General features: G+C 64.5%; 10 protein-coding genes. 2 read left to right on the top strand and 8 right to left on the bottom strand.

The window, feature by feature from the left end:
• Positions 1 to 24: 24 nt before the first annotated feature.
• From E8K79_RS15000 to E8K79_RS14990, 3 genes are read right to left on the bottom strand one after another with little or no spacing between them, the layout of a single operon-like run.
• On the bottom strand, positions 25 to 2,835 hold the full coding sequence (locus E8K79_RS15000; RefSeq protein ID WP_136515403.1) for a response regulator: 2,811 nt from the start codon (positions 2,833 to 2,835) through the stop codon (positions 25 to 27).
• Positions 2,828 to 3,916, bottom strand: coding sequence for an ABC transporter substrate-binding protein (locus tag E8K79_RS14995; protein ID WP_136515402.1), 1,089 nt, complete (start codon positions 3,914 to 3,916; stop codon positions 2,828 to 2,830). The genes E8K79_RS15000 and E8K79_RS14995 overlap by 8 nt, the downstream gene beginning before the upstream one ends.
• Positions 3,917 to 3,934: 18 nt before the next feature.
• On the bottom strand, positions 3,935 to 4,996 hold the full coding sequence (locus tag E8K79_RS14990; protein WP_162604673.1) for an ABC transporter substrate-binding protein: 1,062 nt from the start codon (positions 4,994 to 4,996) through the stop codon (positions 3,935 to 3,937).
• Positions 4,997 to 5,309: 313 nt separating this feature from the next.
• On the opposite strand from E8K79_RS14990, the gene E8K79_RS14985 reads away from it, so the two are divergent.
• Entirely contained in the window at positions 5,310 to 6,149 is an 840-nt protein-coding gene (locus tag E8K79_RS14985; RefSeq protein ID WP_136515400.1) for an alpha/beta fold hydrolase, read from the top strand.
• Between the two features lie 12 nt (positions 6,150 to 6,161).
• Here the strand turns inward: E8K79_RS14985 and E8K79_RS14980 are convergent, their stop codons facing one another.
• From E8K79_RS14980 to E8K79_RS14970, 3 genes are all read right to left on the bottom strand, one after another.
• A complete protein-coding gene (locus E8K79_RS14980) occupies positions 6,162 to 7,337 on the bottom strand; it encodes an aminotransferase (protein ID WP_136515399.1) in 1,176 nt (391 codons plus the stop codon).
• Between the two features lie 212 nt (positions 7,338 to 7,549).
• On the bottom strand, positions 7,550 to 8,620 hold the full coding sequence (locus E8K79_RS14975; protein WP_136515398.1) for a type IV pilus twitching motility protein PilT: 1,071 nt from the start codon (positions 8,618 to 8,620) through the stop codon (positions 7,550 to 7,552).
• A gap of 12 nt (positions 8,621 to 8,632) precedes the next feature.
• Positions 8,633 to 10,291, bottom strand: coding sequence for a GspE/PulE family protein (locus tag E8K79_RS14970; protein WP_136515397.1), 1,659 nt, complete (start codon positions 10,289 to 10,291; stop codon positions 8,633 to 8,635).
• 300 nt (positions 10,292 to 10,591) lie between these two features.
• On the opposite strand from E8K79_RS14970, the gene E8K79_RS14965 reads away from it, so the two are divergent.
• Positions 10,592 to 11,596, top strand: coding sequence for a hypothetical protein (locus E8K79_RS14965; RefSeq protein WP_136515396.1), 1,005 nt, complete (start codon positions 10,592 to 10,594; stop codon positions 11,594 to 11,596).
• Here the strand turns inward: E8K79_RS14965 and E8K79_RS14960 are convergent.
• Both E8K79_RS14960 and E8K79_RS14955 read right to left on the bottom strand, forming a co-directional pair.
• Positions 11,586 to 14,027: a sensor domain-containing diguanylate cyclase gene (locus E8K79_RS14960; RefSeq protein ID WP_136515395.1), complete on the bottom strand. Its 2,442-nt coding sequence runs from the start codon at positions 14,025 to 14,027 to the stop codon at positions 11,586 to 11,588. The two genes, E8K79_RS14965 and E8K79_RS14960, sit on opposite strands and share 11 nt — an antisense overlap.
• Positions 14,028 to 14,045: 18 nt before the next feature.
• Positions 14,046 to 15,119: a response regulator gene (locus E8K79_RS14955; RefSeq protein ID WP_136515394.1), complete on the bottom strand. Its 1,074-nt coding sequence runs from the start codon at positions 15,117 to 15,119 to the stop codon at positions 14,046 to 14,048.
• Positions 15,120 to 15,275 lie beyond the last annotated feature (156 nt).

The raw sequence follows: 15,275 nt of genomic DNA, 5'->3' as shown, positions 1-15,275 counted from the left end.
CGCAGCTGGCCTCGTACTCACCCTTCAGGATGCGACGCCGGAGAGGACGGACCTGACCTTGGCGGCAAGGCTCCTGACGTCGAACGGTTTCTGCAGGAAGTTGACGCTGTCGTGCACCACGCCGTGGTCGGCGATAATGTCGGCGGTGTAGCCGGACATGAAGAGGCACTTGAGTCCCGGCCTCAGGGCCTGGAGCCGCTGCGCGAGGTCTCGGCCGTTCATCCCCGGCATCACCACGTCGGTCAAGAGGAGATCGACCGCCCCCTCCGCTTCCTCCACAAGGCGCAGCGCCTCCTCCGGGTCCCTGGCCACCATGAGGCGGTAACCGAGGTTCTCGAGGATGGTGCGGCTCATCTCGATGACCGACGGCTCGTCCTCCACGAGGAGGATGGTCTCTTCCCCCCCCTTAATCGGTTCGGCGGCCTTCTCCTCCGTCCCCTCGGACGCCCCGGCCTCGACCGCCGGTAGGAAGATGTCGAAGGTGGTCCCCTCCCCCTTGCGGCTCTCCACCCGGATCCCCCCCTGGTTCTGCTTCACGACGCCGAACACGGTGGCGAGGCCGAGCCCGGTCCCCTTTCCCATCTCCTTCGTGGTGAAGAAGGGTTCGAAGATGTGCTCGAGGAGCGGCTCGTCGATTCCGTCCCCGGTGTCGGCGATCGACAGGAGCACGTAGGCGCCGGGAGAGAGGTCCCCCTTGCCGCGGCACTCCGCCTCGCCCAGGACGACGTTTTCCGTTCTGATGGTGAGCCTGCCGATCCCCGCGATCGCGTCACGGGCGTTGACGCAGAGGTTCGCAAGCATCTGGTCCACCTGGGCGGGGTCGATCCTCACCCGGCAAGGCCCTGCGCCGGGGAGCCAGACCAGCTCGATCCCTTCCCCGATCAGGCGCTCCAGCATACGGAGCATGCCGGCCACCGTCCCGTTCAGGTCCAGGACCTTCGGCTCGGCGATCTGGCGCCGCGCGAAGGCCAGGAGCTGCTTGGTGATGTCGGCGGAGCGTGCCCCGGCATCGCGGATCGCCTCCAGGTGCCGGCGCTGCATCGACGAGTGCTCCGGGTCCATGAGGCAGAGCTCCGCATGCCCCAGGATCACGCTCAGCATGTTGTTGAAATCGTGGGCGACGCCGCCTGCGAGCCTTCCCACCGACTCCATCTTCTGCGCCTGGTAGAACTGCTCTTCCACCTTCCGGTACTGGGTGATGTCCATGACGATAGAGAGAAGTGCCTTGCGTCCCGCGAGGGTGATCACCTCGCCCCAGCGCCGACAGAGGAGAGGCTGCCCGCTTCTCGTGCGGCAGGTGATCTCCAGGTCCTGGATCCTTCCTTCGCGGGCGAGCTTCTCGCGGATGATGACGGCGTCCTCGGTGCGGATCCAGCCGATTTCCACCGCCGTCTTCCCCACCGCCTCCTCCCGGGTGAACCCGGAGGTGGTGCAGAACTTGTTGTTCACGTCGAGAAAGCGCCAGTCGTCGAGCGAGGTGAGCGAGATCATGACGGGGGCGCTGTCCCAGGCGGCGGCGAACTTCTCGTTGCTCTCCCGCAGGCGCTCCTCCACCCTCGCCCGCCCGGTTATCTCCTGCTGCAACTCGCGGTTCAGCGCCTCGAGCTGCAGGGTACGCTCGACCACGCGCTGTTCGAGCCCCTCTTGCGACTGTTTCAGCCGGTCCACCATGGCGTTGAAGGAATAGGCAAGCTCGATGGTCTCCCGGGTCCCCTCGAGGGGGACCCTGAGGGTCAGATCACCCCCCTCGATCTCCGCCGCGGTCCGGGCGATCCGCTCCAGTGGGCGCCCCAGCACCCGGGCTACCACGAGGGCGCAGCAAAGTGTGACCGCGATCCCGAGCGCGCTGAAAACAAGGGCGCGCTGCAACTGCCGGTGCACCGGCGCCATTGCCTCGGCCTCGTCGATCTTCACCACCATCCCCCAGGAGACCTCCGGGTTGAGCGGGATGTGCCTGAAGGCGGCGAGGACCGGGACGCCGCGGTAGTCGAGCGTCCTGATCGCCCCTTCGCTCCCCTCCGTGGCGAGGCGCGGCGCCTTGCCGCCGTCCACGGTGACGAGCGGCACCGCGGGCGCTCCCCCCGGCATCGGGTGCCTCGTGGTCATGAGGAAGCGGCGCTTGCCGTCGACCATGACCACCTCTCCGGAGCGCCCGAGGACCCCGGCGATGGAGCCTTCCAGCAGCGGCTTCATGACCTGGTCCAGGTCCACGGAGCAGTCAAGGAGCAGCACCGGCCGCTCGTCCAGGGTCAGGTCCTGTCCTACCTGCCTGACGAGGTGCAGCCGCGCGCTGCGCCCGGGACCGCCCGGGAGAAAGCTCACGGTCTCGTCGTTACCCGGGCGGGAGGCTTCCGCGAGCAGCGCCGGGGCGAGCGGAGGATCGGGGAGGTCATCGGCACCCCCCGCCACCAGCGCACCGGTTTGCGGGTCGACGATGCGGACCGCCTCGTAGCGGTAAGCGGAGCGCAGCACCTCCAGCCACTCGCCAAGCGAGCGGTCCGCCGGCTGCTTCCCCGCACGGACCCGTTGCACGGCAAGGGACCTGACGGCGGGGGCACTGGCGACGGAAAGGGTGTCGGAGTGGCGTTCCTCGAGCCAGGAGGTGATGAGCTTCTTGTTGCCGTCGGCGATGGAGGAAAGGACGGTGAGTTCTTTGGCGGTGCTGTCGGCGACCCTTCCCTTGGTGACGCCGAAGGGAAGGCCGTAAAGCTCGCTCAGTTCCACAGCCATGAGGACCAACAGGGACAGGGTGCAGAAGGTGATGACGACACGTCCACCGATCCCGGAGTGCCAGGGCATGCGCTGCCTGGGATGTACGTGCGTTTCATCAGTCATAGTCGAACCTGGTGATGCGGTACTGTTTTGGGTTTTTCATCACCTGGTCCAGGTATTCGAACCTGAAGCTTCCCTTCAGCGTGGACCACTGTACCGAAGCGGGCACCTTGCCGAGCTTTTTCAGGAAGAGAAACTCGTCGCAAAGGCTCGAGCCGTCCGCCTCGATACCCCTCGGGAGACGGGGTACCCTGCCGACCGCCTTAAAATCCGGGCGCAGATCCTGGGCCAGGCGGGCCTGGGCTGCCTGCGACAGGGCTTTGCCGTTCAGGGCTGCGATGTCTGCCGCGTTCCACCGTGTGACTTTTTGCAGCGCGCCCCGGTCCCGCTCCACCCACATAAGCGCCCGCGTGAGCGCCGCCGCGAGCAGGCGTGGGACCTCCGGATGGAGCTCAGCAACCTTAGCGCTCATGGCCAGGAAGGCGATGCTTTTTTGCTTGCCGATGGCGGTGAAGCGGTCCGGATAGCGCGCGAGGGTGAGTTCCGGGGTGGGTGCCCATGCCGCGTAGGCGTCGATTTCCCCCTTCAAGAGGGCGTCCTCCATCTCGTTCACCTCCATCGGGACCAGCACCGCATCCGCTTCGCTCAGGCCGCTCCCCGCCAGGGTCTTCATGAGCGCAAAGTGCCCGGTGGTCCCGAAGGTGTTGCCGATCCGCTTACCTTTCAGATCTGCGGCCATCATCCCCTTGGGGCCGATCACGGAGACGTAGTTCTGCTTGAGTAGCGTCACGGCACAAAGCGGCATCCCGGAGGCGACCGCCTTTATGAAGGGCATATCCCCCATGGTGGCGAGCGCCACGCGCCCTTGGGAAAGCTGCGTGATCGCCTCGCTCCCGTCCCGCACCGGGAGCATGGTCAGCTGAAAGCCCTGGCGGGCGAGGGCCTCGCGCAGGATGCGGTCGTGCTGCAGCGCCGCGGCGAGCGCACCGCCCGGAGAAGCGAGCGGCTGGTAGCTGAAGCCAAGCGGCACCGGCTTCGCCGGTACCGCGGCGGGAACGAGGACGAGCAGCACGACGAGCGCAAGATGCAGTCGGCGGAAACGAAGCAGGGCGTGGCATGCCCTGCGGGCGGGGCTGGCTGACATACTGTAATCCTCCGGCGCTTAGGGTGCGTAGTCAAAGGTGGTCAGGCGAAACCGCGAGCGCCTGCCGAGGACAGACTCGAGCAGATCAGGACGGATGCTGGAACGAAACCGCTCCCGCGAGGCGTTGGCCGGAATCCTGCCGATACTCTTCAGGAAGTCGAACTCACGCAAGAGGTTCGAGTTCGCCTCACGGTCCGCGGCGGAGATGAGCGGTGCCGCGGGCACGTCGAGGAGGTCGCTGCGGGTGATCGCCGCGATGTCGGCGGCGCTGACCTCCGCGTTCCTGCCGCTGAAGGCCGTCATCCCCTGGACCGCCCACTGGCTCGCCGTGTTCAGGTTGTTTCCCTTTTTGAGCCAGCGCACCGCCCTGATGATACCCGCGCAGAGCGCGTCCGCCGCGGGGCGGTTAACCCGCAGCAGCTCTCCGGAAAGGGCGAAGAAGGAAAGACTCACCTGCCGGTAGATGACGCAGAACTGTCCCGGGTACTTCTTCATGGTCATGGTCGGCGTCGGCTCCCAGGCCGCGAAGGCGTCGATGCGCCCCTGTGCGAGCGCCTCCGGCATCTTGTGCAGCTCCATGGGGACCAGGTTCACCTCGCGCTCGGAGAGGCGGACCGAGGCGAGCGCCTGCAACAGGGCATAGTGGGAGGTGGACCCCGTAACGTTCCCAACCTTTTTCCCGGCCAGTTGTTCCAGCACAACGTTACTGTGCGCGAGCACCGAGGCATAGCTCCGCTTCACCGTCCCCGCGATGACAAGGTCGCCCGAGCTTGCCGTCTCGATGGCGGGCATGTCCGAGAACATCACCGCGTCGATCTGGCGACTGTGCACCAGCGGAACCGCATCGGCTCCCTTGGCCAGGGTCCGAAATGCGATGCGACAGCCCGCTTGCTCCAGCTCACGCTTTAGCAGGCGGTCCCTTTTCAGCGTTTCCCCGAGGACGGCGACGGGGACCGCCATCGGGAAATAGACGAAGGTGATCACCATCGGCTCCGCGGCGGGCTTTTTTACCTTCGAAGCCGAAGGCGCACCGGCAGCCGCAGTGGCGAAGAGCTGCACAAGCAGCATCACCCAGATCATTTTGACTGCATAGCGGATTGCAATGGGAGGTTGATTCATCAGTCGCCTGTATTGAAACAGAATCAATAATGGTTGAAGTTGCTTTACTGATCGGCGATGAACAGAGATAGCTTGAGCATTTTCCGCACAAACAGTGCGGGTTTGGCAGTATAAAATGACACAAGGGAAGTAGACAAGGAAATAGGTGATCGTGCACCACTTGGGAAACTGTGAAGAACGGTTGACTTGAAGGTAAAATGCTGTATCTGAACAACTTGTGCCGCAGCGCCCATCCAAGCCGGGGCCTAAGAACCGCCCCAGAAGGAGGATAGCGATGAGTTTCATCACCGTGGGGAAGGAGAACTCCTGCAACATCGACCTGTACTACGAGGACATGGGACAGGGGCAGCCGGTGGTTTTGATCCATGGCTGGCCGCTCAGCAGCCGGTCATGGGAGAAGCAGGTACCGGCGCTTCTCAAGGCGGGGTACCGGGTGGTCGCATACGACCGGCGCGGGTTCGGGGCGTCGGGCAGGCCGTCGACCGGGTACGACTACGATACACTCGCCGCCGATCTTAACGTGCTGATGAACGCGCTCGACCTGCGCGACGCGGTGCTGGTGGGTTTCTCGATGGGCGGGGGCGAGGTCGCGCGCTACCTCGGCCGCTACGGTTCCGAGCGGGTGCAAAAGGCGGTCTTCATGGGGGCGGTGACCCCGTTTCTCCTGAAGACGCCGGCGAACGCCGCAGGGCTTGACGGGAGCATCTTCGAGGGTATCCGGCAGGGGATCGAGCACGACCGGCTCTCTTTTCTGACGAGCTTCCTGGGCAATTTCTACAACGTGCATGCCCTGGGGAGGAGGCAGGTAAGCGAGGAGGTGCTGCGACTTAGCTGGAACATCGCGGCGGGGGCGTCCCCCATCGGGACCCTGGCCTGCGTCACCTCCTGGCTCACCGACTTCAGGGACGACCTTTTGAGTATCAAGATCCCCACCCTGGTGATCCACGGCGACGACGACCGGATCCTCCCCTTCGCCGCCACCGGGAGCCGGACGCACGAGGCGGTGGAGGGAAGCCGCCTCGTCGTGGTCGCCGGCGCGCCGCACGGCCTCAACTGGACCCACGCCGAAGAGGTGAACGACGGGCTGATCGACTTCCTGCAGGCAGCGCTGTAAGAAGTTTAAGAGCTAGGACGAGACATCGAACTCCCTGAACCTGCGCACCGCCTCGGGAATGGCATCCTCGGTGACGTTCCCGAAGGCGAGGCGCAGGTACCCTTCCAGGCCCGGGCCGAACACCTCGCCCGGCAAAAGCAGCATCCCCGCCTCCTCCACCAGCCGCTTCACGACCTGGCGGCCGGTCTTCCCGCTGCACGGGTGCGCCACCCAGCCGAAGAACGGCCCGCTCGCCACCAGGCGAAACGGGTTGCCAGCCTTCTCCATCTCGGCACGGAACACCTCGTGGCGCCGCTCCATCATGACCCGGTTGCGCGCGACCCATTCGGAAAGGTGCTCGAAGCCGTACCGGACCAGGTGCTGGGTCACCCGCGGCTGGCAGACCGCCATGGTGTCCTGCACCTTCAAAGCGTGACCGATGAACTCCTTCGAGGCGGCGAGCATCCCCGCCCGGTAACCGGTGAGGGCGAAGGTCTTGCCGAAGGAGGCGATGTGGACGAAGTGGTCCCCCCAGTCGGGGTCCTCGAAGAGCCGGTGCGGCCGCACCCCGCCGGTGATGAAGCTGTTGTAGGTCTCGTCGAGGACGAGCGCCAGGTTGCGGCGGCGGGCGAGCGCGTAAAGCTCGCGCACCGTATCCGGCGGGGTCACCGCACCAGTCGGGTTGCTCGGCGTGACGATGAGGATGGCGCGCGTTTTCTCGCTGATGAGCGCCTCGATGGTGGAGAGGTCGGGGAGCCCGCCGGTCTTTTCGTCGAAGGGGGCGAAGACGCAGCTAATACCCAGGGAGGCGAGTGCCATGGGGTGGTCGAAGTAGGCCGGGAGCTGCACGATCACCTCGTCCCCCGCGCGGCAAAGGGTGACCATGGCGAGCCACAGCGCCTGGCTTGCGCCGATGGTGAGGCAGATCTGGGCAGGATCGATGCAGGCGCCGTAGAGCTCGCGGTAGCCACGGCAGACCGCCTCGCGCACCTCGGGGAGCCCCTCGTCGATGCTGTAGCGCGAGGTGAGCGGGTCGCGCATCACCGTTTCCAGGTGGTCGATCAGCTCGGGGGGTGGCGGGTAGTCGGGGATCGCCTGGCAGAGGTCGATGAGGGGGAGTTCGGGGCTCGCCGCGGCGAGCCATCCCTTCACCTCGGAGATGGGGGGCGGGGGCACTCCGCGCACCAGGGGGGAAACCGGGAACTTCATGCGGCAGCTCCTGCAAAAGGCTTGGGCCGTTCAACGTTCAGCGTTCAACGTTCAACGTTCAACGTTCAACGTTCAACGTTCAGCGTTCAACGTCAGACCAGTCAGACCAGTCAGACCAGTCAGACCCGTCAGACCAGTCGGACTAGTCTGACGGGTCCGACAGTCCGACAAAAAAACGGCCCTGCCGTTTCCGGGGGGCCGTCCACAAAAGGCTAATGTTCGGGCGGGGTGGTGAGGTACTGCTCGAACTGCCGTTTGTCCTGGCAGCAGCGGTACGCCTCCTCCGGACTCACCCGCTTGGTCTTCAAAAGATCGAGGATGTGCTGGTCCATGAGCTGCATCCCGTCCTTCCGACCGGTCTGCATGATAGAGGGGATCTGGAAGGTCTTCCCTTCCCGGATCAGGTTCCCGACCGCTGGGTTCCACACCATGATCTCCTGGGCGGCCGCCCTCCCCTTCCCATCGGCGGTCTTCAAAAGCTGCTGGCAGACGACCCCCTTCAGCGACTCGGAAAGAATGGCGCGCACCTGCTCCTGCGCGTCCTTCGGAAAGACGTCGATGATGCGGTCCACCGTCTTCGCGGCGGAACTCGTATGCAGGGTCCCAAAGACCAAGTGCCCGGTCTCGGCGGCGCTCATGGCGAGACTGATGGTCTCAAGGTCGCGCATCTCCCCAACCAGGATCACGTCCGGGTCTTCCCTCAACGCCGCCCGGAGCGCACTGGAGAAACTCTCGGAGTGCTCGCCGATCTGACGCTGGTTGAAAAGCGACATCTTGTTCTCGTGGATGAACTCGAGCGGGTCCTCGAGGGTCAGGATGTGCTCGCGCCGCGTGCTGTTGATCAGGTCGATCATCGCGGCAAGGGTCGTGGACTTGCCGCTCCCGGTCGGACCGGTGACGAGCACGAGCCCCTTCCTGAGCTTGGTCATGTTCCGGATCCCGTCCGGAAGACCAAGGTCGTCGGCCGAGAGGATCTTGCTCGGGATGATCCTGAACACGGCGGCGATGCCGCGGTGCTGCAACATGTAGTTGCCGCGGAAGCGCGCAAGCCCCGGCACCGAGTAGGCGAAGTCGAGGTCGTGCTTCTCCTCGAAGGTCTCGCGCTGCTTCGGCGTCAGGATCTCGAAGAGTATCGCCTTCAGCTCCTCGTGGGAAAGCGACTTGAAGTTCTGACGCTCCATTTCGCCGCGCAAACGGAAAATCGGGGGAGAGCCCGCGGAGAGGTGCAAATCGGAAGCCCCGGCATCGTTCAACAGCTTGAACAGCGCATCAATTCTTGCCATTTTTCATCTCCGTCACAGTAGTATCGAGGCGACATATTCGCCCGGGGAGATCTCCCCGCGTTCGAGGAGCTCGAGCCCCTCTTCGGCCACGCCACGGAAGCCGGACTCCCTCAGGTAGCGGAGCATCTCGTCGCTGTTGCGGATCATCTCCAGCGCCTCCAGGAGCTCGCCGTCGAAACGGAGCACCTCAAGGAGATATTTACGCCCTTGGTAACCGGTCTGGTCACAGGCGGGGCAGCCGACGGGGCGGAATGAGGGGCGCTCGCTCGCCGGAAGCCTCAGTGCGGCCAACTCCTCCGGCGCGGGTACGTAGCGCTCCTTGCAGTCGGGGCAAAGGAGGAAAACGCTGCGGCAGCCAACCACTCCCTTCAGGTGGGTCGGGATCAGGAAGTTCTTCTGGATCAGGTAGAGCAGCTGTTTCAGCACCTCACCCTTGCTCCCGTGCGAGATCCCGGCCAGCACCAGTTTGCCGCGCATCACCGCCTTGCTCGCCGCGATGAAGGCGGGAAGCTCGGTTATGTCCTCGATGACGAGGGTGTCGGGATCGTGGTCCATGGCCCGGGCCGTCACCGCAGCGGTGTCGTCGGCGATGCAGCGCGCCAGGGGGAGGCGGGGGAAGCGTTCCTTGCCGCGCCCGAGCCGCTCACCCACGATCATCACGTTGCGGTCGGTGTGGTCGCACGAGTCGAGGAAGAGGTCGATGAGCCTGCCGCGCGTCTCCGGCTCCCTGCCGGAGAAGAGGATGAGACCGTCGCGGACGCCGGCCAGGGCGTCGATGTCGGCGCGCTGCCGCGGGGCGAGCCCCAGGTCGTCGAGACCGGTCAACTGCGGCGCGCTCACGTGCAGCCTGAGCGTCACGTATTCGCCGCCATCCCCCGCCATGAGGAGCGCCTGGAAGGGGATCTTCTTTCCCTGCAACAAGAACCTAAGCACGCCGTTCGACGCACCCTGGGTGGCAGCGGGGAGCGAGCAAAGGCGCCGGATGCGCTCGGTGAGAAGGGCGTAGTGGGTGATGGCGAGGCTGCCGAGTTCGGTGGTCTTTCTCCCGGCACGGGCTAAGAAACGCACCCGGTCCCCCAGGGGCTGCAGGGCGAGGCTGTCGAACTTCTGCTGCACCACGCGCAACAGGAGGTGGTTCAAAAGGGTCGCGCAGGTGAGATCCGTGTTGATGGCGGAGAGAACGGTCGCGCTGAAAAGCCCCGAGGAAAAACCGAGCTCCGGCTGTGTGACGTCTGGCCCGTAGAGGATCTCGTGCATCTCGCGGATCTCACGGATGAGACCGACGGAGATGTTGACGTGGCACCCGGTGACGCGGGAGAGCTCCTCGATGGCGCCCTTGTCGAGCGGGTCGGCCATGGCTACCGAGAGCTCGGTGCCGGTCAAGACCACCGGACAGAGGCTGTAACGCCGTGCCAACTCCCCCGGGACCTTCTCCACGGCGGCCGGGTCTATGTTCTCCTTCTTGAGGCGTACGTAAGGGATGTTCAGCTGGTTGGCGAGCGCCCAGTCGATGTCCTCCTGGGTGACCACCCCCATGCGGACCAGCGCTTCGCCGACCCGGCATCCCGAGACCTTCTGCGCCTCGAGGGCGGCCCTCAACTCATGCTCGGTGATGATCTGCGATTTGAAAAGGACCTCACCGATGGACCCTTCCTTGACAAGCCCGTTCATTGCATTACCTCCGGGTTCCTGCAGATGGCGGTGCCACGGAAATGTAACCGAAAACGCATCGAATGACAATTGACAATGCCAAGGCACAAATCAATTGACAATTGACAGTGGACAATTGACAATGCCACGTTTGCTGCAGGCATAGAAGCCGATGCCCCGTACCTCTACAAGCAGAACCTCAACGCAGATCCCCTTCCTGACTATCCGTAAGTCGCGTTGCAAGTCACTGCCATCATTACTGAACAAGACAACACGTTGTCAATTGCCAATTCTCAATTGTCAATTGAATAAGGAGTTTGCATGCAGAGAAAAGCCATCGCCCTGCTTTCGGGCGGACTTGATTCCACCCTCGCCGTGAAGGTGCTCCTCGAACAGGGGATTGCAGTAGAGGCGCTCAACTTCACCTCACCCTTTTGCACCTGCACCGGAAAGAACGCCGGCTGCAAGTCTGAGGCGGTTCGCGTGGCGGAGGAGTTCAAGATCCCCATCAAGGTGATGCACAAGGGAACCGACTACCTTGAGATCATCAGGAATCCGAAGCACGGCTACGGCAAGGGGATGAACCCCTGCATCGACTGCCGCATCTTCCTTTTGCAGAAGGCGAAACAGTACATGGAGGAGTCGGGCGCCGACTTCGTCATCACCGGCGAGGTGCTAGGCCAGCGCCCCATGAGCCAGCGCCGCGACACGCTGCGCGTGATCGAGCGCGAGAGCGGCCTCGAGGGGCTCCTCTTGCGCCCCCTCTCGGCCAAGCACTTCAACCCGACCGTCCCGGAGCAGGAGGGGTGGGTGGACCGCGAGAAGCTCCTCTCCATCTCGGGGCGCTCCAGGAAGGAGCAATTCGAGCTCGCCGAGGAACTCGACGTGAAGAACTACCCCTGCCCGGCCGGCGGCTGCCTTTTGACCGAGCTCTCCTTCGTCGGCAAGATCCGCGACGTCTTCGACCACTCCGACGAACTGAACATGAGGGACTTCAGGCTCTTGAAACTCGGGCGCCACTTCAGGATCGGACGTCGCACCAAGGTGATCGTAGGTAGAAACGAGGCGGAGAACGATCTCGTCGAGCGCAACATCCAGGCGGGTGAGGCGGCACTGCGCTGGAAGGACGGCAAAAGCCCCCTCGCAGCCCTCATGGGGGAAAGCTCTCCCGAACTCCTCGAGCGCGCGGCGCAGATCCTTTTGCGCTACACCAAGGCGGAGCCGGGTGAGACTGCCACCATCGCGGTCACCTGCGACGGCGTCGAGAGCGAGTTCGTCACCACCAACGCACTAGACGAAGCCGCGGTGGAAAGCCTCAGGGTATAACCTCCCCTTCCCTTCGTTGCGGCGGCTCGCAGTAACGGTAGACGTTCTTGCCGTCCTGTTTGGCGCGGTACATGGCGCCGTCGGCGCAACGCACCATGCCATCCATGTCGGTATCGTTAACGGGGTAGATGCAGATACCGATGCTCACCCCGACCGACGCCTCCTCCCCTTCCACCTGGAAGGGGAGCGAGAACGCCGCGATGATCCGCTCCGCAACCACCGTCGCGTCCTGCGGCTCCGCCATCTTGCTCAGGATGATGGTGAATTCATCCCCTCCCATGCGCGCCACCATGTCGCAGGCCCGCACGCAATCTTTCAGACGGCGCCCCGCCTCCAACAGCACCACGTCCCCCGCGGCATGGCCGAAGCGGTCGTTCACCTCCTTGAAGCAGTCGAGATCCAGGTACATGAGCGCCATCGGGTGGTGATAGCGCTTCGCCTCCGAGACCACGTGGTTCAGCCGATCGAAGAAGAGCACCCGGTTCGGCAACGAGGTGAGCGAGTCGTAGTGGGCAAGCGTTTCCAGGCGCGCCTTGGCGAGTTTTCGCTCGGTGATGTCCCGGAAGATGACCTGCAGCGCCTTCTGCCCACGGTACACGAAGGGCCCCACCCCGAGCTCCACCTCGATAGCGGTGCGGTCGCTGCGCAACAACCTCTCCTCGACCCACGGCGCGGTGGTATCGGTCGACTCCGCGTAGCTCATCTGCTCCAGGAAGACCTCCTCCGACTCCCTCTGGATGAACTCCCGCATCTCGCGCCCCATGAGCTCGTCGGGGACGCCGCACCCGAGCATCTCGCACCCCGCCGGGTTCACGAAGACGAAGCAGCGGTCCACGAGGATGGCGATGCCGTCGAGGGAGAGCTCGACCAGGCGGCGGAAGCGCTCCTCGCTCTCGCCGATCGCCTCGACCATGTTCCTCAACTGCTCTTCGGTGTTGGCGCGCGTGGTCACGTCCTGCAGGGTCTGGATCGCCGCCAGGAGGTTCCCCTCGGTGTCCCGAATCGGGGCGGCATCGAAGCATAGGTAGCGTTGTTTTCCCTTCAGCCGGTACCACCCCTCCGCCCGGAGCCCCTCCGGGATGAGGGCCGAGTCGGCGTAGCAGGGATAGAGATCCGCCATCTCGTGCAGCGCTCCGTCCACCACCACGTCGGCCAGCACCCGGCGCGGCTCCTCATAGAAGGCGCGCCACGGCTCGGCCCCGCCGACCTGACGCGAAGCCTCCACGCCGGTCAACTCCTCCATCGCCCTGTTCCAGATGATGACCCGGTGCTGGGCGTCGATGACGAAGCAGGGAACGGCGGAATGCTGCAAAAGCTCTTCCGCGAAGCTCTTCTCCCGCTCCAGAAGACGCCGCTGGCTGGTCAGCTCCTGCATCATCGCGTTGAAGGCCTGCACCAGCTCGCCGATCTCGTCCCCGCTTTGCAGAGGGATCGGTGTGAAGGGAGTCCCGTCGCGCCCGGACTCGCGCACCCGGCCGGCGAACATCAGAAGCGGAGCGGTGAGACGGCCTACGAAGAGCCATACGGTGATGAGCGCCAGCGGCAGTAGCGCGCAGAGGCTGTAGAGGACGAGCCTTTCCGCCCTGGCGATCGGTTCGTAGGCCGTTGCGAGCGGGCGCTCCGCGGCGAGGATCCACCCCGTCGTCTTAAGCCGCTTGAAGGAGTAGATGCCATCCACCCCGGAGGGGCTCACCATCTCCCCACTCCCCTCGTACCCGGCAATGGCCCGGTCCAGGAGCTCCCGCTCCCCCTTGTGCACCATGGGAAGGCCGACCTTGTCCCGGTCCGGGTGCGCGATCATCTGGCGGTTGTCGTTGAAGAGGAAGAAGTTGCCGCCGTCCCCCACATGCATACGGGCCACGCGACTCAGGAAATTTTCCTCCCGGAGTTCCACCTTCCCGCCCAGCACGCCGATCACGCTGCCGTCGGCGCCCATGACCGGTGCGGTGAACATCACCACCTGATGCCCCTCGCCCCGGGCCGAGGTGAAGGGTGTGGAGATCTGCGGCCTGCCCGAGGCGAGCGTGCGTACGAAGTACTCGCGCGTGGCGAATTTTTTTCCGATGAGCGGGGTCTCCCCCGGAGCGTAGGCGAGAAGGGTGCCGGCAGGTGAGAAGAAGGCGGTGCCGTCGCTGAAGACCTGGTGCAGGTCGAGGCGGGAGTCGAGGAAATGCTGCAGTTTGGCGGCGTCACCGGCCATCGAGGGTGGAATGCTCAGTGCCACCGCGGTGAGTTCCCGCTGCGCCGCGGTGATCCGGTCGTCGAGCTCGCCCGCCATGGCGCTCACGACGGAGAACTGCCGGCTGGCGGTGCTGGCCTTGAACTCCTGGATGAAGAACAGGAGTCCCAGCCCGGCGACCCCGGTGCTCACGGTGCCGACCAGGATGAAGACCACCGCAGCCAGCTTTATTTTCAGGCTGAACCTCGACATTGCCGTCGTCTGCTTCGTTTAGTCGGTGTGGGTGGCGAAAATCTGCTCGAAGTCGCCCGCCGCCCCCGCGAAGGCCTCCAGGACCTCCGGGTCGAAATGGTGCGGCATGGTCCTGCCATCCCCCTTGGTGATGATCTCCACGGTCCTGTCGTGGTCGAGGGCGGGCTTGTAGACCCGCTTGCTCCTGAGCGCGTCGTACTGGTCGACCAGCATCACGATGCGCCCCTCCATCGGGGTCGCTGCCCCGACGAGGCCTGCGGGATAGCCGCTGCCGTCCCAGCGCTCATGATGGGTGTTGGCGATGGAGGCCGCCATCTGCAGCACCATGTGGTTCGACCCGGTGAGGATCTTGCCGCCGATGGAGGTGTGCCCCTTCATGATCTCGAACTCCTCCCGGTTGAGCGGTCCCGCCTTGAGCAGGATGGCGTCCGGGATGCCGATCTTGCCGACGTCGTGCATCGGCGCCGACATGGCGATGGCGTCGGTGAAGTCGCGCGGCATGGCGAGCTGCTCGGCCAGCCGCTTCGCGTACAAGCCGATGCGGGCGATGTGTTTGCCCGTGTCCTCGTCCCTAAGCTCCGCCGCCGCGGTGAGCCTCTCGATGGTCTCGCGGCTCATGGCGCGCATCTGCACCAGGGCCTCCCCGAGCTCGCGGGTCCGGTCGAGGACCTGGCGCTCAAGTTCCGCCTTGTAGTTCTTCTCGACAAGGACCAGGCGCTGGTAGTTGATCCCCTTCTCGACGGCGTAGATGAGGTAGGGGGTCTTGAAGGGTTTGATGATGAAGTCGAAGGCCCCCTTCTTGATCGCCGAGACCGCCATCTCCAGCTCCGCGTAGGCGGTCATCAGGATCACCGGGATGTCCTTGTCGAACTCGTGCACCTGTTCCAGGAGGTCAATCCCGGTCATCTGGGGCATGTTGACGTCGGTCAGCACCACGTCCGGCGGCGACTGGCGCAAAAGTTCCAGCGCCTCCATGCCGTTCGAGAAGGGGTGCACCTCGAAGCCGCTCACCGACAGGAGCAGGGCCACGCTCTCCAGGACATAAGGGTCGTCGTCAACCAGGATGACGCGACCGGACACAGTTGTTTCCATAGCTTCTCCGGATGTTTGCGCGATGATTGCTCCCTTACGTAATGTCGGCAGATTTAATGGGAACTTGAGGGGGAGTTTTCTAAGGAAAGGCTAAGAGGTGCGGCGGGGACGGGGAGGAAAGGGTAAAAGGGGACTGGCCCCGCAGGTGCCTGTCCC

The sequence above is a fragment of the Geomonas edaphica genome (assembly GCF_004917075.1).
Lineage (GTDB): Bacteria > Desulfobacterota > Desulfuromonadia > Geobacterales > Geobacteraceae > Geomonas > Geomonas edaphica.
This window is presented reverse-complemented; position numbering and strand designations above follow the sequence as displayed.

Excerpts from the sequence above, each read along its gene's own strand:
- E8K79_RS15000 (WP_136515403.1), bottom strand. The coding sequence starts at position 2,835 with ATGACTGATGAAACGCACGTACATCCCAGGCAGCGCATGCCCTGGCAC.
- E8K79_RS14995 (WP_136515402.1), bottom strand. The coding sequence starts at position 3,916 with ATGTCAGCCAGCCCCGCCCGCAGGGCATGCCACGCCCTGCTTCGTTTC.
- E8K79_RS14990 (WP_162604673.1), bottom strand. The coding sequence starts at position 4,996 with ATGATCTGGGTGATGCTGCTTGTGCAGCTCTTCGCCACTGCGGCTGCC.
- E8K79_RS14985 (WP_136515400.1), top strand. The coding sequence starts at position 5,310 with ATGAGTTTCATCACCGTGGGGAAGGAGAACTCCTGCAACATCGACCTG.
- E8K79_RS14980 (WP_136515399.1), bottom strand. The coding sequence starts at position 7,337 with ATGAAGTTCCCGGTTTCCCCCCTGGTGCGCGGAGTGCCCCCGCCCCCC.
- E8K79_RS14975 (WP_136515398.1), bottom strand. The coding sequence starts at position 8,620 with ATGGCAAGAATTGATGCGCTGTTCAAGCTGTTGAACGATGCCGGGGCT.
- E8K79_RS14970 (WP_136515397.1), bottom strand. The coding sequence starts at position 10,291 with ATGAACGGGCTTGTCAAGGAAGGGTCCATCGGTGAGGTCCTTTTCAAA.
- E8K79_RS14965 (WP_136515396.1), top strand. The coding sequence starts at position 10,592 with ATGCAGAGAAAAGCCATCGCCCTGCTTTCGGGCGGACTTGATTCCACC.
- E8K79_RS14960 (WP_136515395.1), bottom strand. The coding sequence starts at position 14,027 with ATGTCGAGGTTCAGCCTGAAAATAAAGCTGGCTGCGGTGGTCTTCATC.
- E8K79_RS14955 (WP_136515394.1), bottom strand. The coding sequence starts at position 15,119 with ATGGAAACAACTGTGTCCGGTCGCGTCATCCTGGTTGACGACGACCCT.